The sequence below is a fragment of the Streptomyces sp. NPDC001020 genome, assembly GCF_053599115.1.
The window spans coordinates 60,541-79,373 of record NZ_JBSFLQ010000018.1; the positions used below are offsets into that span (position 1 = coordinate 60,541).

Here is an 18,833-nt window from a genome sequence, read left to right on the forward strand (position 1 = left end):
CAGGTTGGGACGATGCGGGGATGGCGAGTGATCTGGCGGGGCCGTCGGCTTCGGAGTTGGCAGAGGTCATGCGCGCTGCGCTCATGCACGCTCAGTGGGATCCGGGCGGTGAGCCGGCGGTCGCGGTTGATGTGCTGGGCGCCTTGGTCGAAGGTGTGTGTGGTCCGGTCGCTTCGGTGACGGTCGGGCAGATCGTCTTCAACTCGGAGGTTCTGGGGACGGTGTACTTGTTCTGTGCCTCGCTGAACAAGGCCCTTGATCGGAATCACCCGGCGCGGCTACCCGCTGACCGCGGTTTGTCGATTGCGGAGCATCTCGCCTCCGTGCAGCCCTTGCTGCCCGGATTTCATCGGCGGCAACAGGAGGTACTCCAGCTGCTGGACCAGGAGTTTCCACCACACAACTGATCTCGCAAGCGTGCGGAGTGGCGACACCAGAGTCCAAACGCACTCACCGTGTGTGGCCGCCGGGTGCGTATCGGCTCCAGGTTCCTCCGGCTTCGCTGACCAGGCGGGTGGCTGTCTTGTGAGAAGGCGCCGATCCAGGCAGGTCACAGGTGGCATGTCGAAAGGACCCGCGCCTGGCAGAACGCCTTTTACCGCCTCACCCGCTGCTACGAGCGCCGGGCGACTGTCATCGACGCCTTCTAGTAGCCGCCGGACGGCAGGGTCAGCACGAACACCGTGCCGTACCGGCGACGGATACCGCCCACGCTCGCCGCCGGAGGCTCGCACACGAACCGGTTGGCGTTCGCTGGTCGTTCGGGCTCGGAAACCGGCGAGTCTGGCTGACCGCCGGTCAAAGTGTGACTGACATGAGTAAGGTCGCACCGGCCGTCCTCGCGGGCCGTGTTGCGGGTAAAAAGGGGATAACGGAACAGGGGCTGCGTCCCCGCGTCGAGGATCCGGCTGATGGTCTCGGCTGACGGCAGCGGGGAACTGTAGTAGGCCGTCAAACGCATCCAGCAGGACACCCGGCGGGCGGGCCTTACCGGAGTGAACAGATTCCAGCCGACCATTCCGCGGGCGTAGTAATCCTCGATGACCAGGAGACGTAACACCAGCGGTGTGCTCTCCGCGTATGTGTGGGCGATGGCACGCAGCCGGGCCTCGGCAGCCTGCCGAGCCTGCCGGGCGGTGTCACTGTCTGCGAGTCGGCGGGCTCCGCGGCTGCTGGTCGAGCCAAGGAGCGTCCACACACGGGCCGCAACATTGAACGTGCCAAGGATCGGCCACGTCATAGCACGCAGCACGAGTATCTTCACCGGGCGCCGGGTCATAAGGACCGCTGTGTGCTGGTGGGCATGAGCCTGACTTGCAGAAGCGAGGAGCCGGTCGTAACGGCGGACTGGACGGCCACCCACAGGAGGGCTTCCCACGGGCCGGGGGTCGACTCCACGAGGCGTCCTGCGGTCATCGTGGCCCACACGTAGGCGCTGATGGTGATCGCCAAATGATTGCCGTGGACTTTGGCCCGTCTGAGGCCGACCCATAGGGCGAGGGGTTGGAAGGCGATGCCTGCCGCGTTGGCGGCCAGGTAATAGGGGACACCCGCGAGAGGGTTGCGTGCGCTGTCGGCTTCGGTGGCGTGGTCGATCAGGGAGTACATGCTGCGGAACAGCCACCATGCGGCGAGCGTGGCTGCGGCAGCCACGGAAGTTGCTTTCACAGCCCGCACCAGATACGTCATGAACACGATCGTCTTCCCGCCGGCTGATCGCCTGATATCCGTACTGCTACTCAACTTGGGAGAGCATGCTGGGGCTCCGCGTCGCAGGCGGCCTGTATGGGGTGACACCGTCAGCCCGTGGCGTGAAGCGGGTGGAGGGTGAAGGAGCCGTGCGCAGCCAGTCTTTCGAGGAAGCCGATGGGGTCCACCACCTGATCGAGGTGGAACACGCCCGGCTGCAGGCTCGGGAGGCAAGTGACGGCGAGTGCAGCAGCCAGACCAGTGGCGCGGCTCTGGTCACGGCCGCTGAAGGCGATGGCCGCGTCCTCGGTGTGAACGGTGACGGCGAACCCGTCTCCCCCGAGGTGTGCTCTGTCGAGTGCTGCCAGCAGGAGGCGGCGGACGCCGGGGCGGCGCAGGAACCGGGCTACGGCGGGCTGCCCGGCGGTGTGGAGGAGGCCGGTGACCAGGCGCGAGTCCAGGCACAGGCCGGTGGCTGCGGTTGCGGCGCCGGTGGTGGCGGGCAGGGTGTACTGGTCGGAGAAGGGAAAGTGATGGACCGTCCGCCGGCCGTACGGCGCCGGGAAGTCGGCGGCCCAGGAGCCGTGAAGGCTTCCCAGGCCGTCAAGGGTCCATTCCAACGCGGCCGGGCCGTGTTGGTCGCCGCATCCGAGGAGTGCGCTGATGCGCAGGTCGGCGCCGTGCTGCTGGTCGGTGAGGTGACGGGCCAGCAGGTTGCTGACTCCGGGTAGAAGTCCGACGCTGAGGACGGCGGTGGCGCCGGTGCGGCGAGCGGTCGGGTCCAGCGGTTCGATCGCGTCCAGGACGTGATGGGAGGCGGATACATCCAGGTAGTGGATGCCGCGTTCCAGGCAGGCTTGGGCGATCCGGGCGTTGTTGCGGGCCGCGCACATCACGACGGTGTCGACGTCCGGCGGAAGATCGTCCATGGCGTCGGGGTCGGCCGCGTCGAGGCGCAGGGCGACGGTGCCGGTGATGGGGGCGGCGCGTTCGGGGCGGCGTCCGGCGGTCAGGACGGTGGCGTCGGGCAAGAGGCCGGTGAGCGCTGTGGCCGTGTGTTGGCCGACAGCTCCGTAGCCTCCGATGATGAGGATGGTGGTCATCGGGCTTCTCCGTCGGCGGCCTGGCTGCCGGTGGCGGTGGGGCCGGGGGTTGTGTGCTGCCGTCTGGTCGGCGGCGTAGGGGCCCGCCGGTTCGGGTCGGAGCCGGTCGCGGTGGCCCGGTCGCGCGGCAGCATGGTCAAAGCGGTGATCGTGCCCACGGCTGCCAAGACGGCCGCTCCGGCGGGTCCGAGGCGCAGACCGCCGGAGGGTGCGTGTGGTTCGGGGGGCCCACCGTGGGATGCGGTCCAGTGGGTCGCGAGCAGGTTTGACGTGAGCAGGAGCAGGAGCAGGACGGGCAAGCTGCCCGATCCCGAAGTTTTCATAGTCACACTACAAGAAGATATTTGTAGTGCCGCTATAATCAAGGGCGTGAGAGCCGAGTCACAGCGCAAGGACCCCGCGGGCGGGAACAGCACGACGGCCGACGGCCGCACCGCACGGTCGCGGGCCACCCGAGCCCGCATCCTGGCCGCCGCCGCCGACCTGTTCACCGCCCACGGCTATACCGCCACCAGCATCGGCGCCATCGCCGCCGCGGCCGGAGTCGGTGAACAGACCGTCTACTACGCCTTCAAGACCAAGAGGGCCGTCCTGGCCGTCGCCCTGGATCAGGCCGTCGCGGGCGACGATCAGCCCGTCCCCACCCTGGAGCGCTCCTGGGCGAAGACGGTGATCGCCGAACTCGACCCGCGCCGGCAGCTGGAACTCCAGGTCGCGGGGGCCGGTGACATCCTCAGTCGCACGGCGCCGCTGCTGGACGTGGTGCGCAGCGCCGCACCTACCGACCCAGACCTGAACCGGCTGTGGCGTACCAACCTGGAGCAGCGGCTGACGGTTCAGCGTGCCTTCGCCGAGGCACTGGTCCGCAAGACCGCCCTACAGGAAGGGCTCACCCTGGATGCCGCTGCGGACATCGCACTGGCGACCCTGTCGCCGGAGACCTACACGTTGCTGGTGTCCGAACGCCACTGGACCCACCAGGCGTGGCAGGGCTGGGCCGAGCATGCGCTGACGAGTCAGCTCCTGCCGACCGCCTGAACCACGGCGTTTCCCGGCGATCGGCTCTCGCGGGATGCGGGCTCCTCATACCCGTCGGCCGATTTCCCGGACGCTGCCCGGCGTACGTTGAGCCGAGACCTGTGGATCGGCCCCGGGCGGGACTGGCAAGTACCGCACAATCCCCGTTCACTCGGGGTCGGTGAGGTCCCGGAAGCCCTTCACCGTGTCTCCGTACGAGATCGGCTGGCAGTGTCGGCCGGGGGCCGGGGGCCGGGGGCCGGGGGCCGGGGGCCGGGGGCCGGGGGCGAGGCACAACGGTGACCAGCCCCAGGTCGAGGCGCTTGTTCATGTCCAGGCGGAAGGTGCCGTATGGGTTGACGGTGGACCAGAACAGCGGGATCAATCCGCGCCGGTCCTCGTCGCCGAGCTTCTTCGCCCAAGCCGGTTCGACCAGGACCTGCTGAAACCAGCAGGATGTTGACGTAGACGAGTGCGGACTGGAGCAGGTGCAGGGCGAGCATCGATGTTTCGGCGTGCTCCCTGTCCGGGCCGGTCAGGGCACCGTCCTTGCCGTAGTGGAGCACAGGTTCGCACTGTTCCACTTCTCCACGACCTGGAGCTCGCCGTGGATCTCGCGGCGCAGATCGCTCGATCCCGCAGATCGCAGTGATCTTCTCGTCTCGAAAGGGGTCGACGAGACCACGGACCACGGCTGCCAGCGCTTCGGGTCACGGAAGATAGCCCAAACGTCCGCGTGGCCGTTGATCCATTGGAAGTGCTCGAGTGCGAGAGCGCGGGCGGTTGTGACCATGAACGGGAGTGTTCAGGTCGACGCTGGGGGGCAAATCATTTGTTGGCCTAAAGCATCTCGGCATAGTTACAGACGGTCGAGGAAGGCGAGGACCTTGTCGGTGGGCCGGTAGCGGCCCGGCTGGGCGGTGACCGGCGCGGTCAGCGCGAGCGCGTTCTCCTTGATGGTCATGTCGGCGTGGACGTAAGCGTCGGTGGAGCGGACGCCAGCGTGGCCGAGCCAGAGTGCGATGACCGTGGTGTCGACACCGGCCTGCAGCAGTGACTGCCCCAGATCCTTGAGCATGTTCCTGGCGGTCTGGGTTGTGTACCCGCGCTCCGCCAGCCATGCCCGGTAGCCCTCCACGTGCGGTGCCAGAGCACTCGCCTTCCGACGCGTACTTCCGAGCGGCATCGCCACCCCCTTGCGGGAGTACCCCTGCCCCCTCGCTCGCGAGGCTGCCCGGCACCGAAACTATGCAGAGCCACGAACAGCCGAAACCCCACGAAGGAGCGGAACAGCACACATGGCTTCTGCATAGTCGCGGTCTCGGCATAGGTCGATGCAGAGAACCACCCGGTTTCGAGGCGCGCCGAGGCTAAGATCAACGACGTCTTTGGTGATCAGCACAGAAGGGGGATGGCACGTGCTGCCGGAGGCTTTGACGGCGCTAGCGACCGCCGGGGGAACCGCGGTGGTCCAAGCCGCCGGTACGGATGCCTGGGAGGGGTTCCGTCGGCGGGTGGCTGTGTGGTTCGGGCGGGGGGACGCTGAGCGGGAGTCCGGTGAACTGGCACGTCTGGACCAGACCGCGGCTGACCTGGCCGCGGAGGAGGGCGTATCGGCCGAGCGCATCCGCATCCGTCAGGAGGCGTTGTGGCAGGCCCGGTTCGAGGGCCTTCTGGAGGGCCTCGCACAGGACGAACGCGACCGTGCGGTCGCGGAGTTGCAGTCGCTGCTGGACGCAGAACGCGCGTCCGGGGCAGTGGTCGGGGACGGCGGACTGGCCGCCGGCCGGGACTTGAACGTCAGTGCCGACAATAGCTCGGTCGCCGCAGGGGTGATCAACGGAGGTGTGCACCTGAGCCCCCCTCCACCGCCGGTTTCGTCCCAGGGCTAATCGAACCGGCTGACGACCCCAGCCCGCGCCCCTCCTCCGCTTCCTCCACCGCGTCAGCGCCGCACATCGTCCAGGCCAGTCACCACGGCGTGGCCGTCGGGCACGCCGACCAAGTCTCGTACTACGGCAATGCCCGTCCTACCGCGTCGTGGCCGCTTCTCGTGGGAGTCATTCCAGCTGAGGTGCGCTGCTTTCAGCCACGCCCAGAACTCGACGTGGGAACAGGGCTCACGGTGCCGGCGGACACCGGGGTCGCGTCGGCCGCCGTGCGCTGCACCGTGCTCGTCGGCACCGCGGGTGTCGGCAAGACCCAGCAGGCCGCTCGGATCGCGCGCGTGGCCTGGCGGGATGAGCAGGTCGACCTGCTCGTGTGGGTCACAGCCACCGACCGCAACGCAGTCGTCGCCGGATATGCCCGCGCCATGGCCGAGATCACCGGGACGGACGCGGACACCGGCTCGGCGGCAGCCGAACACGCGGCGCAGGCGTTCCTCGCCTGGCTTCGGCCCGACGCCGAGGGTGCGCGGCGCCGCTGGCTGATCGTCCTTGACGACGTGGCCGACCCCGAGGATCTGCAGGGCCTGTGGCCGCCCGATCACCCGGACGGCCAGCTCCTGGTCACCACTCGGCGCCGAGACGTCGCCCAGCCAGGGCTGAACCGACTGGTGGTCCCCGTGGCGGACTTCACGCCCCACGAGGCGACGGCCTACCTCTCCGAGGTGCTGGCCGAGTACGGGCATCCGGGCGCTGCGGCTGATGAACTCGCCGCCCTCGCAAGGACGCTGGGATACCTGCCGCTGGCCCTGTCGCAGGCGGCTGCGCAGTTGGCCGGCGCGGGGCTGGGTTTGGCGGCGTATGTCCGCCTGCTCGACGAGTACGACCTGCTCGGTGGGCCCGACGAGTGGGGCGGGGGCCGACCTCGCCGTGGGCAGCCGCTCGCCGAACTCGTACCCACACACGGTGCGTTGCCCGACGGCCAGAACGCGGCCGTGCCCGAGGCGTGGCGGTCGTCGCTGGACCAGGCCGACCGGATGCCCTCCGGCGACCTGGCCCGTCCCCTGCTGGAGCTGGCTTCCCTGCTGCCTGCCGAGGGGATACCCGAATCCGTGTTCACCAACTCCGCCGCTGCGGAGTACTTCCAAGAGCACCGCACCACTGCGGCGTCCGGCCAGATGCTTCGGGCGGACGAGGTGCACAGTGCACTCCGCCTGATGGACCGCCTGGGGATCGTCGACTACATACCAGGCGACCCGTATCGCGCGGTGCGTGTCCACCCGGTACTACAGCGCGCGACGCGCGAGGCACTGTCCGCCAGCAGGGTAAGCAACCTCACCTGGAAAGTCGCGTCAGCACTGGTGAAGGCAGCCGACGCTCAGAGAGAGGTCCCCGGTTTCGCCCCGGTACTCGTCGACGCCGTCGATGTGCTCCGCGGGCACGCCGATTCGGCCCTCTGGTCGGGCATGCCCTACCCCAGACCCGAGGAGTTTTCCGGCCTCTCGGGCAACGGCCCGAGCCCGACCGACCATGAGCTGCTCTACCGCGTTGGTGAGGTGCTGGGGACGACCGGCCAGGCGCAGGCAGCCGTCGCCTACTTCGAGCGGCTGGCCGACGCGGCACTTCACCACCAAGGCCCCTACTCTCCGGGCCTCGAATTCGCCCGCATCCGTCAGGCCCACTGGCAGGGCGAGTCCGGCGACGCAGCCGGGGCTGTGGCAAGGTACGAAGCAATCCTTGACCAGCAGAGCCGCTTCTTCGGACCTCACCACAAGCGCACACTGGACACCCGGGCCGCCCTGGGCCGCTGGCGCGGCGCCGCGGGTGACGCGGCCGGTGCGGTAGCCGCATACACCGAACTCCTGTCCTTGCTGCAGCAGCACTCGTTCCCGGACCCCACTGCTGTCCTCGACACGCGGGCGGAACTCGCACGCTGGCAGGGTGCGTCGGGAGACCCGTACGGAGCAGCGATGGCGTGCGAGGCCCTCCTGGCCGATCTGATCCGCGTATTGGGCCAGCACGGCGGGCTCCGCCATCCGAAGGAGAGACGTACGGGGCCATACCAAAGCGGCCTGGAAGACCTGACGGCGCTCTCCAACTGGTTGAAGGTGTTCGACGCACACCACAGCCACGCGCACTGGCGCGGCTGGGCCGGAGACGCGGCCGGGGCCGCGACCTCCCTCACGTATCTGCTGAACCAGCAGATACAGATACTCGGCCCCGACCATCCCCGAATCCTGGCCACACGTGAAGAGTTGGCCTACTGGGAGGAATGCGCCCGGAACCGGTGAGCCTGCTGTCAACGGCCATCGTTTGTCATGGCCGCGAGGTGGTGCTCACGTTTGCCCCAGAGTGCTCAGTGGATCTCCACGCCTGCGCTTCAGCCGAGGGAGGGGTTCGGTGCGTTCGACGCCACAGTTACGCTCACGGTGATCAACACAAGAAGGTCGAAGGAGGAGCGCGTATGGATCTCGCCGGGAAGACGGTGGTGGTTACCGGGGCCGGGCGTGGGTTCGGGAGGGCGTTTGCGTTGCACGCGGGCCGGATGGGTGCGCGCGTGTTCGTATCCGCTCGCACTCTGGCTGCCGCTCAGAAGGTGGCCGGCGAGGTGACGGCCGACAGCGGTGCGCGAGTGGATGCGTTCTCCTGTGATCTGGCTGCCCCGGCCACCGTACGGGGCTTCGCGAAGGGGGTCGCCACTCACGCTGACCAGGTAGATGTGCTGATCAACAATGGCGCCCGGTACCTGGAAGGCCCTGACTTGTGGGACGCCGACGACGAAGCGATCACCGACACCGTCGCTTCCGGAGCCACCGGCACACTGCTGACGGTCAAGCACTTCCTGCCCTTGCTGCGTACTTCTGAGGGCGCAGATGTGGTCAACCTGGTCTCCTCTGCCGCGGAACCCCAGAACCACCGCTCTCAGGCCCATCCTGCGTTCTACGCAGCCAAGGCCGCCCAGGCAGGGTTCGCTGACGTCCTCTCTCATCGGCTCCGCCCCGAGGGCATCCGAGTCATCTCGCTCTACCCGCCGGATTTCACGGATGGCGACCCGCTCCACTCCACCTGGGACCATGCCTCCCGGACCGCAGACGACCCGCTGACCGCCCAATCCGTCCTCGACTGCGTCCTTTTCGCGATCGGCCAACCGCGAGACTGCTTCATCCGCTCCTTTCACTTCGAGCAGCTGTAGCCCCCGGCCACACTCAGTTCACCATGGCGGACTCTCACCCCTTGTATGCGTGGCAAGCGCCTGAGGAGCGCGAGCAACCCGGGCCTTTTCATGGTTCTGTCCGCACGTTCTTGAAGAAGGTCCGGACGATGGGACTGGCGGATCGTTACGCCAGGGCAGCGTTTGGTGGTGGGGGTCACTGCACGATCGATCAAAGGGTTTCTGCCTCCAAGCACCGACGGTGTTGTGGTGGAGGACTTCACGGCAGACGACTGCCTGCTCTTGGCGCGCGTTTCCAGCCGAACGCTTCTGCGGTCATGCTCTGTCTGCGGGGCTTGGTCGAGACGTGTGCACAGCCGCTACGAACGGAAGATCTCCGATCGGCCCGTTGCTGGCCGATCGACGGTCATTCTGCTGACAGTTCGCCGGTTCTTCTGCGACAACGCCGAATGTCACCGCCGGACGTTCGTTGAGCAGGTCGATGGGATCAGTGAGCGTTACCGCCAGGCGAGTACGGGGCTCCGCCAGTTATTGCACGCCATCGCGGCAGAATTCGGAGGGCGTCCTGCTGCCAGGCTGTGTCGGAAGATTGCCGCGCCGGCGGGGGGAATGCGGCTGCTCGAGCTCCTTCAGGCTCCTCCCGTTCCGCAGAGGCCACGGCGCATTCTCGGCGTGGACGAGTTCGCCTTCCGCAAGAGGTGCAACGGGAGCGACATGCCAGCAGCCCGGCGTCGGCCAGCCCGCCGCCGGGCTGCTGCACGTACTTCACACCCCAGACCTACCGGTTCGGCTCGACCCCCATCAGGCAAACGACCCCGACATCACCCGATGAAGTCCAGTAGCATCACCGTGGCGCGGCCAGTCGCGTAGCTGGACCGCGCTGACCGCACCACAATTCGTCAGGGGCGGCAGGACGGCCGGACGCTGAGCAGCTCGGTCCGCAGCACGGGCGTGCCGTCGACAGGCGCCGGGTCCTGCGCAGTTGGTTCGATACCGCCAGCAGCAATCTTGTCGAGCGTCTCCAGGCCGGCGGCACCGACCGTGCCGAACACCGTGTAGTTCGGTCGCAGCGCCGAGTCGCCGTAGACGACGAAGAATTGCGAACCGTTCGTGTTCGGCCCCGCGTTGGCCATCGCCAGCAAGCCGCGCCCGTAAAGACGACGGACGCCGGTCGGATCGCTCGGTGCTGGCGGCAGGTCCACCGGCAGCTCGTCCTTGTACTCGTACCCCGGCCCACCCTCGCCAGTGCTGGTCGGGTCGCCACACTGCAGGACCTTCAGCGTCGGATACGCCGTCAGCCTATGGCACACTGTACGGTCGTAGAACCGGTGCTGCGCCAGATGCATGAAGCTCTGGACCGTGCACGGCGCCTTCGCCCGGTCCAGACGCAGCGGGAGCGGGCCCTGGCTGGTCGGGACAGCCATATCGACCGTGCCGTGACTGGGGGTGCGTCGCGGATCGGGCGGCAGGGGAACCGGCCGCGCCGCCGGCTCGTCCGGGGTCTGGGCGTACTGGCAAGGGCCGTGCGTGGTTCGCGGCGGGGCATCGGAAGCGGAGGCGGTACTGCCCCCGGACGCGACCAACGCTGCTGCCGCCAATGCGGTTATGAGAGCTCGGTTCATCCTGCACATCCTCCAGAAGATCACCAGATTTCGGAGCGGTCGCAGTCTAGGGCGCGGCCTGGCGGGCGAGAACCCGCCCGGCAAGCCACATCCGTCTCAACAGACTTCGGCCCGTGGCTTGCACGTACGCCTCCGCTCTGGAAGCCCCCACGACACAAAAGGGTCTGATGCAGGGTTCGCAACGCCGTCGGCGCGGTGCAGGCCCTGCGGTACGCAGGCGTGTCCCTGCTCGCCGGGACCGACGCCACCCCGTTCGTGCCCGCCCACGGCGCCGGCCTGCACCGCGAACTGCACCTCCTCGCCGAGGCCGGGTTCAGCCCGCAGGACGTGCTCGCCGCTGCGACCAGCCTCCCCGCCCACCACTTCGGCCTGTCCGACCGCGGCCGGATCAACCCCCGGTCTCCGCGCCGACCTGCAAGATGCGAAGCCTTCCAGCGAGTCGAGCGCCCGCGGCCAGGGTGTGCTGCCAACGAAGAGTGTTCGCCGACAACGGAGGTAGTCGTAGCCCTTGTCGGCGTGCGGAAGCGGTACACCGGACGACGCGAGGAGTACGCCGAGACCCACAGCGCCATCGCCGGCCTGGTTTCTGACCGAGCAGCCCAGCGGGCCAGCCAGCACAAACCAACTGCGGAACTCGTGCTCGTCCGCACAACGCCCCGCTGAATCACCCATCAGCCGAACGACAAGGCCGGCACGGCCCAAAATCAATCGTGGGGCAGGCCGTGAGAGCCACTCGAGATCCAACTGCACGCTGTTCTACGGGACTTCCTTGCAGACTTCTCCCACAGCGAGCAGAAATGCATGCTCCTCAGCCTTCTCGCCGACGGCATGCGGGCAGCTCGGCAACCCGAGCGCGCTGTGGCCGTCGAGGCCCTCGCTGCTCAGAACGGAACGGGATCGCATGATCCCGACGGCCCATGACCACGCTACTGTGGCGGGTGCCGTCGCCCATCACCGGCTGCAGTGGCCTGAGTCCGGTGTGGACCAGCACTGAGAGGCCATCCTTGCGATGTCGCCCGGTGGCAAGCACGCGTCCGACAGCACCCGGATGAGACTCCCTTTCAGCAACGCGGTCACGGCGCCCCCACTGCCCGTGCCCTTCGTCGGCGGACAGCCGGCACGGCCTTCCAGGTGCCGCCACGATTGCCAGCGAATCCACCCACACCACCCCGATAGCATGTTCGAACTCACGGTGATTACCCTCATCGCCGCTTCACCTACTCAAAAAAATCGAGCAAATCGGCCAAAATGTTGATAATCAGAGCATCACAAATGTTTTCGCGAATCAACAGCAGAATCAGGTTCGCTGTGTGGCGCCCACAGCGGGCGGTGCTGTGGGTCGCAGTGGGTGTCACGGCTCTCGGACTCCTCATCGCGCTGGAGATCACCGCACGGCACTACGGCTCGCCGGGGCCGATTTCCGACCAGGCGCGAGAGGTGATATTCCCGCCCAAACCGGGGCCGTTGTACGGCGGTATGGCTTTGATGATGGTGGTGCTCACCTGGCGGCAACGGTTCATCGCGGCTGGTGTCGCGATCGGCATCGACGTCGTCTTCGTGCTGGTGCGGTGGGCGGCAGACGTCAAAACGACCGACGACCGTTTCTTCGGCAACGGCGCGTTGTGGGTGATGTTGGGCTGTGCGGTCATCGCCATCACACGCCGCACGGGCCAGGAACGCATCCTGCTACTGAAGGGCGTCGGGCTGGGCCTGCTGCTGGTGGCCGGCCGCAAGACCGGCGACACCTGGCTGCTCATCACCGCGAAGACCCGCCCGGCGGTGCTCGACCAGTACGTGGCAACCGCCGATCACGCGCTGGGCAACCCGTCGTGGCTGGCGGGCCGGATCCTCAAGGCCACCGGCCCGATCTCCACCCATGTCCTCGACTTGGTCTACGCCCAGCTTGCGGTAGCCGCGATCGTCGTTGCGCTGTACCAGCTCCGTAACGTGGCAGTCGAGCGCCGTTTCCCGCGCCACCACCTGGTGCGCACCTTCCTGGTGATCGGCCTCCTCGGGCCGGCCATCTACATGATCTTCCCGGTGGTCGGACCGGTCTTCGCCTACGGCCCAGGCGCCTCTGGCACTGGCGGCGAGCACTGGGCTGTGGCCAACCTGTGGCCGCACATGCCACCGCCGATCAACACCCCGCATGCGGTGGCATACGACGAGATCACCCCCCGCAACTGCATGCCCAGCCTGCACACGGCCTGGGCCACCGCTATATTCATTCATTCCCGCAGGGGCCCTCGGATTCTGCGCTTCGCAGGCACGTTCTGGCTGATCGCCACGCTCGGCGCAACGCTGGGATTCGGCTATCACTACGGTGTGGATCTCGTCGCCGGTGTGGTGTTCGCGGTCACTGTCGAGGCAGCGCTGCGCACGCTGGACCGTAGCTGGGACCGGCCAGGAATCCAGCTGGTCGCCTACGGCGCGACGGTCTTTGCGGCGCTCTTGGTGGCGTACCGCTATCTGTCCATGGACATGGCCAGGCATCCGCTGGTGTTCGGGCCACTTCTCATTCTGGCGATGACCTCAGTGGTCCACGGCTACATACGGACCACCAAACCGTGGAAGCCGGAGGCCGTGTCAAAGGGGCAACCAGAACCGCAACCCGAACCAGTTTGATTCGCGAGGGAGCCCGCCTCAAGCGCCACCGGGTCCAGCACTGGTCGCGCCAGCCCCGCCGGACGCAGTTCCTGGGCCCGTCTTACGGTGATTTCCCACACCGTCGGTACGGGATCGCGGTGTCCGTCGGGCAGCGCGTCCTCCTGCGGCAGTGCCTCGTCCAGGGAGCGGGTCTGATCGGCCAGCAGCTCGAGGTAGGCCGGCACGTCGAGGTCGGCTTCCACCAGATAGGCGGCCGTCTGGGTCAGGACGATCGGTAGATAACCCATGGCGCGGGCGAGTGCTGTCAGTTCAGCGTCTGTGTCGTGCCGGTGGGCACGTTCGCTACGGCCGAGCGCTTGCCGTAGATATGCCAGCGACTGCTCGGCGGTGAACACGCCAATGTGGATGACTGTGCGGGAGTCCGTCGTCCAGGTGGCGTCGCGCGATCGGGTGGTGACCAGGGTGCGCCCCGGTCGACGTGCGTGGTGGCCACAGGCCGTTGAGATCGCGAGGCGCTGTGACGTCGTCCAGGACGACGAGCCACGTGCGCTCGGTGGTGCCGAGCCAGGTGAGGAATTGCTGGGCCGCCAGTTCCATGTCCTGGCCGACCTCACGGTTGGTCAGGATCATGCGGGCGGCTCGGGCATAGAGGTCGGTGATCGCCTGTTGGTCGCCAGGCGCCGCCCAGATCACCAGGTCCACTGGGGGAGTCGGCGTCCCATACGGAGTGGGCGAGGTCGGCAGCAGGTTGGGTCTTGCCGACTCCACCCATCCCGGATAAAATCTGCTCGCCTCCGGTCAGGATGGCCGTGCCGCCATCCTTGAGGCTTTGGTGCAGCGCGTCCGCCTCGGAGCGGTGCTGGTAGAAACTTGCTTGCAGGGGCAGGGCACCGATACGGAGGGGCCACTTGACGGGAGGCCGTTGAGTCTGGTGGTAGTGCTCGTGGTGTTGCACCGAGCTGCCTGGCGCCCAGGCGTTGTACTTGATGTCTCCGCCTGCTCCGATCCCTCTTCGTCCTACTTCCATGTGGGTGTGAGGGGGAGTGGGCGGTGGTGTGTCGCCGCTCATCAGGTGCGGCTGTCGTCGCCGAAGGCGTTGCGGGTGTCGCCGGCCGCGCCTAGTGCGTCACGGCCGCGTGCCCGTACGTCGACATCGTCGGCCGGAGGCGTGGGCACCGCGGTGGGCGCAGAGGAGCGAACCGTGGACCGGGTACCGAAGGCGTTTCCATCAATGTTTCCGCCGACCGTCATGGCGCGGCGGCCACGAGAGCGGACGCCCCGGGTCGTACCCGTGCCCGAGGGCGTCGGGTCTGACGACGGTCTGAAGAGGGCGTAGACAGAAACGAGGAGCCCGACGGCGCCCACCACACTGGCCGCACGATCCGCCGTGTCCAGGTCCACCACCGCAAGCCCGATCAACATCGCGGCGCACAACCCCGCCGACGCCCAGACGGCAGCCCGCGCCGCCCCTGACAGTCCCGCTATCACGAGCACCCCAGTAGCGCAGCACACTTGCTTGGACGCCATCGCCCCACGTGGCCGCGCCCTCGCCGAACTCCGCCGCGCTGTCGAGGAGAACTCCACGGTCGAGCTGCAGGCCTGTGTCGCCGTCCGCAGGCCGTCGCGACGCTTGGGCGGAGTGCGTTGAACACGCTGGCCAGCTGTCCGTCCTCGCCGAGGCCGACCTGCCCGACGAAGCGTCGCTCGCGGCCGCGGGGTTCGTGCCGGTCCTGCTTGCCGCGATCGACCGGGGCCAGTGCTGGGCCGTGCGTCCAGGCGGGCCGACGCCGTCTGACGCCCGCCCGTACCGACGACGGCGCCCGGAGACGATGCTCTGGGGCGCCGTCGCGTGCAGCAGGCGGGAGGACCCTGGCTGCCCGGGGGCAGTGCTCGCGCCCTCCCAAGGGTGTACTCACGGTGCAACCTTCTGAGCATGTAGGAAGGGGAGCATCCCTTCGCGCCACGACACGTCGGGCCTGCTCCACTGAAGGTGTTTCGGCCCAAACGACGCAGACACCTCGCGGTCCAGCGCGAGGCGGCCACGCTGAGCGGCTGCGTGACACCGCCGTCGCATAGCGGTGGCTCTGTTCGTGAGATCGGGGATCAGGCGCAATTGCTTCGCGGGCGCGTTCGTTGGAACGGATCCACTCCTCGGCGGGGTTGTGTGTCATGTGGGTGCGGACACCTCGCCATCCAAGGGCGGTGTTTTGGGGCCCAGCTGAACGCGCATGCGAAGAGTTCGTCGCTGTCCCGGTCGCTCAGGGGCAGCAGGCGCAGTACGGCGGACGCGTTCGTCACGGTCAGGTAAGCCAGTCGCAGCAGCACGACCGGCCGTCATGCCGGGTGATCACCAGTCGTGCGGGGAGTACCGATGCGAGCGTCCGTGCTCGAGAACCCGCGCACCGCACACACCGAGTCCCATCTGGGCGGATGAGGTTTCCGGCAAGGACAGCGTCGGCCGAACGCCGGTCGGACACCAATCACATGCGACGACCCTGCCCTCGGGCGCGCCCGGGCTTCGTCGCTTACGCGCTCCCGTGACCAGCCTCGGTCGGGACATCTGCGGCCACATCAGCAACTCGTCGCTCATACGACCTGTTGACGCGTGTTCATGCTGATCCTAGGCGGCCTCACCGTCGGCTCCGGTGCGCATCCGGAATCCAGATTCCGTCCGTCTGCGCGCGGTTGCCCCTAGTCGGCCCGTCGATGGCGGGTGCGGGGTCGCTGCCCGACAGCACCACCTGCACCGCCCCGTAGCGACCACTACAAGGCGAACGCGGGGTACGAGAAGAACCACCCCGAGTGCGAGAGCGACAACCTCACCAACACTCAGAACCCCGACCCGAAGTCGCCGTTCTGGCGTGCCCGGGACCTTGCCTCTCGCGCTGCCGGATCCCAGACGCCGCTGTTCGTCACGTCGGGCTTCATCGAGGACAACACCAAGCCCGAGGAGATGCAGAAGTACCTGGCCAACCATCAGGGTTCGCAACGCGGTTGGATCGGCCAGTGGGAACACGTGCGTGGTAACGAGACCAATGCCAAGGGCCAGCTCAAGATGGGACGGGCAGGCTGGTTCGACGAGGTGATGCGGTTCTACGACCAGTACCTCCGCGGCATCGAACCGTCGGTGACCGACCCGGCGTTCTCCCTCGAGGACAGCCTCGGCAACTGGCGTGGTCAGCCGACCTGGCCGGTGACCAACGACTCGTACAAGTGCGGTTGGCGCCCGGGCGGTACGTCGACGACGGCGGCAAGGCCCAGAAGGCCGGCCTGTCGATGACGGCGCCGGAGTCTCAGGGCTGGGACATCGAGGACGCGCCGGGGGTCGGCTCGCCGACGACTGACCGGACGAGTGCGCTCAGCGCCGGCGCACCCGCCAACAGTTACTGGACCTGGTCCACGCCCGCTGCTGAGCAGGTGCGGATCACGGGCAGCCCGCAGATCACGCTGAAGACCAGGGGTCAGGGCAACGTCTGGGCACGGCTGTGGGACGTCGCTCCGGACGGTAAGGCGACGATGTTCAACGAGAACGTCGCGCTGCTGGAAAGCAGCGGATCAACCTCCTTCGCCCTGAAGGCGACGGACTGGACTTCGAGCAAGGGCACCGGCTGGGGGTCCAGGTCGGAACCATCACCTCAAACGGCTGGCGGAGCGTTCCGTCGGGGGAGACGATCACCGTCTCCGACGCGCGGCTCGCCCTCGAGGTGCAGGGCCCGCGGTTCGACTCGCCGACCCAGGGTGACCGCTCCAACCTGTGGGGCTCGGAGAGTCGTCGCTGCTGGTCAAGCTGCGTAGCGGTACCCGTTGATGGTGCCGCCGAGGATGCGGGTGCGCAGGAGTCGGCGGGTTTCGGGCCTGTGCACGGTCGTGACTGACAGCGGCTACGACTCATCCGCCTCACCTACGTCCTGTTCGACCTTGCGCCTGCCGAAAACCTCATCCACCCAGTTAGACGGCGTGTTGATGCAGCGTCCACGTGACCGGGGAGGCGTAGCCGACCATGAGTGCCCCGCGATGCTGGACGTCCCGGGCAGACATCGGGAGGCTGCGCAACGCTGCGACCCGGCACTGGCGCATTCGCGGGCCGGCATGATGAAGGTCGTGCCGAACGCCTCCCGGATCGCGGCCCGAGCAGACCGGGCCGCTGGTCGTCTCCCGCACAACAACCAGAAGCTGCCATCAAGTTGCCTTCTGCGTGCTGCTGGCCAGCAGCACGCAGCACAATGACACCGCGACGGGGCGCCCGGTGAAGCCGGTGCCGACCCCCAAGCACGGCCCAGGCCGACTCGGTGACGAACTGCGTCGCGGCAGCCAAGCAGCGCGGCCTGACCCGCCTGGAGCTGGCCCAGGAGATCGACCGCTCCATATTAGAGAGGGCGGCGAGGCGAGCATCGCCTGGCAGTTGCTGATGGTCCGTCACTAGCCCTCGACCAACTTGAGGGTCCTATGGTCAGCGGTCATGGCATCACTTGGCACCACGGAATCCGTTGTCTCCGCTCCCTCGCGAATAGTTCTTCCCCGGTCGTATCTGTTCTGGCTCGCGGGGACCCGGGCCTCTCTGGTCGGTGACGCAGCCCTCTACTTCGCTCTCGGCTGGGCGGCCAGTGCCCATGGCGGTCAGATGGCCGCGCTGGTGCTGACTGCGATCACGCTGCCGCGGACCGTGCTCCTGTTGCTGGGCGGGGCCGTAGGTGACCGCTTCGGCGCCCGCCGCGTGATGATCACCGGCGATGTGGCGATGCTCGCGACTGTACTCGCCCTGGCCGTGACGGCTCAGATCTGGGGGACGCCGCCATGGTTGCTGCTCGGGTTCGCTGCTGTGGTCGGGACCGTTGACGCGTTCTATCTCCCGGCAACGGGATCCATGCCACGCCTCCTGGTGAGCAAGGAACAACTGCCCCGGGCGATGGCCCTGCGGCAGGCCGGTGGCCAGGTGGCCTCCCTGCTCGGGGCTCCGCTGGGGGCGGTGCTGGTGGCGATGGCGGGTCTGAGCGGGACGGCCCTGATCGACGCGGGCAGCTTCGCTGCCGTCCTGGCCGTCATGGTGTGGGTGCGCCCGGCGGCCGAGGCGGAGCGGACCCCTCGCGCGGAGAGTCTGCTTGCGGGGATCACCGATGGAGTGAAGCTCGCGGCCACAGATCCTGTCCTTCGCCCCGCACTCCTGCTGACCGCAGCGGCTGCGGCGGGGCTTCTGCCAGCGGTTGCCCTGCTCAGTCCGCTGCTGGCCCGTTCCAACGGCTGGGGGCCGGGGGCGGCGGGCCTGATCGCCGCAGGGCAGGGCGTCGGAATACTCCTGGCCTCGCTGCTGGTAGCCCGCCTGGGTCCAATGCGCCGGATCGGGACGGGCGCGAGCCTGGGCCTGGCGCTCGCCGCGGTGGGACTCGCCATACTCGCGGCGGCCCCAACCACTGCCGCAGCCAGTGCCGCGGCAGTGGTCGTCGGTGCGGGGTCGGGCATGTTCGCATGTCACATTGGCCCGCTGGTCTTGGCCGGGGCCCCGAACACTCACTTGTCCCGGGTCCAGTCACTGGTGACGCTCGTGCAGAGCTTGGCCCTGGTGGTGGCGAACAACGTGCTGGGCTGGCTCGCGAACGCGGCCGACGCCAGGAGCGCGATCGTGCTGTGTGCTGTTCTCGGCTGCGTGGCCGGAGTCACCGGCTTGGCCTCGACGCCACTGCGGGGTGTGCGCCAGGCCGGGCCATAGGCAGGGCGTCGCGAACGACGGCGTGTCCCCTCT

General features: G+C 67.9%; 20 protein-coding genes and 1 pseudogene. 12 read left to right on the forward strand and 9 right to left on the reverse strand.

The window, feature by feature from the left end; translation table 11 throughout:
• The first annotated feature begins 20 nt into the window (after positions 1 to 20).
• Positions 21 to 407 carry a hypothetical protein gene (locus ACWDEX_RS18890; RefSeq protein ID WP_450464704.1) on the forward strand — a complete coding sequence of 129 codons (387 nt, stop codon included), beginning with the start codon at positions 21 to 23 and terminating at the stop codon, positions 405 to 407.
• A 120-nt stretch (positions 408 to 527) separates the two neighbouring features.
• A pseudogene (locus tag ACWDEX_RS18895) lies at positions 528 to 647 on the forward strand (IS5/IS1182 family transposase); the annotation flags it as partial.
• Here ACWDEX_RS18895 and ACWDEX_RS18900 read toward each other — a convergent pair.
• The 4 genes from ACWDEX_RS18900 to ACWDEX_RS18915 all read right to left on the reverse strand — a co-directional run bounded on the left by ACWDEX_RS18900 (position 647) and on the right by ACWDEX_RS18915 (position 3,091).
• Entirely contained in the window at positions 647 to 1,264 is a 618-nt protein-coding gene (locus ACWDEX_RS18900) for a hypothetical protein (protein ID WP_450464705.1), read from the reverse strand. The pseudogene ACWDEX_RS18895 and the gene ACWDEX_RS18900 sit on opposite strands and share 1 nt — an antisense overlap.
• Positions 1,265 to 1,275: 11 nt before the next feature.
• On the reverse strand, positions 1,276 to 1,689 hold the full coding sequence (locus ACWDEX_RS18905) for a hypothetical protein (protein WP_450464706.1): 414 nt from the start codon (positions 1,687 to 1,689) through the stop codon (positions 1,276 to 1,278).
• Between the two features lie 110 nt (positions 1,690 to 1,799).
• Positions 1,800 to 2,792, reverse strand: coding sequence for a saccharopine dehydrogenase NADP-binding domain-containing protein (locus ACWDEX_RS18910; protein ID WP_450464707.1), 993 nt, complete (start codon positions 2,790 to 2,792; stop codon positions 1,800 to 1,802).
• On the reverse strand, positions 2,789 to 3,091 hold the full coding sequence (locus ACWDEX_RS18915; protein ID WP_450464708.1) for a hypothetical protein: 303 nt from the start codon (positions 3,089 to 3,091) through the stop codon (positions 2,789 to 2,791). Before ACWDEX_RS18915 ends, ACWDEX_RS18910 begins: the two co-directional genes overlap by 4 nt.
• A 70-nt stretch (positions 3,092 to 3,161) precedes the next feature.
• Here ACWDEX_RS18915 and ACWDEX_RS18920 point away from each other — a divergent pair, with 70 nt between their 5' ends.
• Positions 3,162 to 3,830 (forward strand): TetR/AcrR family transcriptional regulator, encoded by a 669-nt coding sequence (locus ACWDEX_RS18920; RefSeq protein ID WP_450464710.1) that lies wholly within the window; start codon positions 3,162 to 3,164, stop codon positions 3,828 to 3,830.
• 514 nt (positions 3,831 to 4,344) lie between these two features.
• On the opposite strand, the gene ACWDEX_RS18925 is transcribed toward ACWDEX_RS18920, so the two are convergent.
• Both ACWDEX_RS18925 and ACWDEX_RS18930 read right to left on the reverse strand, forming a co-directional pair.
• Entirely contained in the window at positions 4,345 to 4,602 is a 258-nt protein-coding gene (locus ACWDEX_RS18925) for a hypothetical protein (protein ID WP_450464712.1), read from the reverse strand.
• A gap of 66 nt (positions 4,603 to 4,668) precedes the next feature.
• On the reverse strand, positions 4,669 to 4,995 hold the full coding sequence (locus ACWDEX_RS18930; RefSeq protein ID WP_450464713.1) for a hypothetical protein: 327 nt from the start codon (positions 4,993 to 4,995) through the stop codon (positions 4,669 to 4,671).
• A gap of 328 nt (positions 4,996 to 5,323) precedes the next feature.
• Between ACWDEX_RS18930 and ACWDEX_RS18935 the strand changes: the two genes are divergently transcribed.
• From ACWDEX_RS18935 to ACWDEX_RS18950, 4 genes are all read left to right on the forward strand, one after another.
• Complete coding sequence (locus ACWDEX_RS18935) at positions 5,324 to 5,701, forward strand: hypothetical protein (protein WP_450464714.1); 378 nt, start codon at positions 5,324 to 5,326, stop codon at positions 5,699 to 5,701.
• Between the two features lie 215 nt (positions 5,702 to 5,916).
• Positions 5,917 to 7,986 carry an NB-ARC domain-containing protein gene (locus ACWDEX_RS18940; protein WP_450464715.1) on the forward strand — a complete coding sequence of 690 codons (2,070 nt, stop codon included), beginning with the start codon at positions 5,917 to 5,919 and terminating at the stop codon, positions 7,984 to 7,986.
• Positions 7,987 to 8,159: 173 nt separating this feature from the next.
• Complete coding sequence (locus ACWDEX_RS18945) at positions 8,160 to 8,888, forward strand: SDR family oxidoreductase (protein WP_450464716.1); 729 nt, start codon at positions 8,160 to 8,162, stop codon at positions 8,886 to 8,888.
• 228 nt (positions 8,889 to 9,116) lie between these two features.
• Positions 9,117 to 9,737, forward strand: a complete 621-nt coding sequence (locus tag ACWDEX_RS18950) for a transposase family protein (protein WP_450464718.1) — start codon at positions 9,117 to 9,119, stop codon at positions 9,735 to 9,737.
• 29 nt (positions 9,738 to 9,766) lie between these two features.
• Here ACWDEX_RS18950 and ACWDEX_RS18955 read toward each other — a convergent pair whose 3' ends face one another.
• Positions 9,767 to 10,291 (reverse strand): peptidylprolyl isomerase, encoded by a 525-nt coding sequence (locus ACWDEX_RS18955; RefSeq protein ID WP_450464800.1) that lies wholly within the window; start codon positions 10,289 to 10,291, stop codon positions 9,767 to 9,769.
• A gap of 393 nt (positions 10,292 to 10,684) precedes the next feature.
• Here ACWDEX_RS18955 and ACWDEX_RS18960 point away from each other — a divergent pair, with 393 nt between their 5' ends.
• Entirely contained in the window at positions 10,685 to 11,152 is a 468-nt protein-coding gene (locus ACWDEX_RS18960; RefSeq protein ID WP_450464719.1) for a hypothetical protein, read from the forward strand.
• 609 nt (positions 11,153 to 11,761) lie between these two features.
• Positions 11,762 to 13,114, forward strand: coding sequence for a phosphatase PAP2 family protein (locus ACWDEX_RS18965; RefSeq protein ID WP_450464720.1), 1,353 nt, complete (start codon positions 11,762 to 11,764; stop codon positions 13,112 to 13,114).
• Here the strand turns inward: ACWDEX_RS18965 and ACWDEX_RS18970 are convergent.
• On the reverse strand, positions 13,036 to 13,491 hold the full coding sequence (locus ACWDEX_RS18970; protein WP_450464721.1) for a hypothetical protein: 456 nt from the start codon (positions 13,489 to 13,491) through the stop codon (positions 13,036 to 13,038). The genes ACWDEX_RS18965 and ACWDEX_RS18970 overlap by 79 nt on opposite strands.
• The gene (locus ACWDEX_RS18975; protein WP_450464722.1) at positions 13,439 to 13,864 is read right to left on the reverse strand and encodes a hypothetical protein; all 426 of its coding nucleotides are present in this window, start codon (positions 13,862 to 13,864) and stop codon (positions 13,439 to 13,441) included. Before ACWDEX_RS18975 ends, ACWDEX_RS18970 begins: the two co-directional genes overlap by 53 nt.
• 619 nt (positions 13,865 to 14,483) lie before the next feature.
• On the opposite strand from ACWDEX_RS18975, the gene ACWDEX_RS18980 reads away from it, so the two are divergent.
• The 3 genes from ACWDEX_RS18980 to ACWDEX_RS18990 all read left to right on the forward strand — a co-directional run bounded on the left by ACWDEX_RS18980 (position 14,484) and on the right by ACWDEX_RS18990 (position 18,800).
• On the forward strand, positions 14,484 to 14,744 hold the full coding sequence (locus tag ACWDEX_RS18980; protein WP_450464723.1) for a hypothetical protein: 261 nt from the start codon (positions 14,484 to 14,486) through the stop codon (positions 14,742 to 14,744).
• A gap of 1,065 nt (positions 14,745 to 15,809) precedes the next feature.
• A complete protein-coding gene (locus ACWDEX_RS18985; RefSeq protein ID WP_450464724.1) occupies positions 15,810 to 16,376 on the forward strand; it encodes a CocE/NonD family hydrolase in 567 nt (188 codons plus the stop codon).
• A 1,179-nt stretch (positions 16,377 to 17,555) separates the two neighbouring features.
• Complete coding sequence (locus tag ACWDEX_RS18990; RefSeq protein WP_450464726.1) at positions 17,556 to 18,800, forward strand: MFS transporter; 1,245 nt, start codon at positions 17,556 to 17,558, stop codon at positions 18,798 to 18,800.
• Positions 18,801 to 18,833 lie beyond the last annotated feature (33 nt).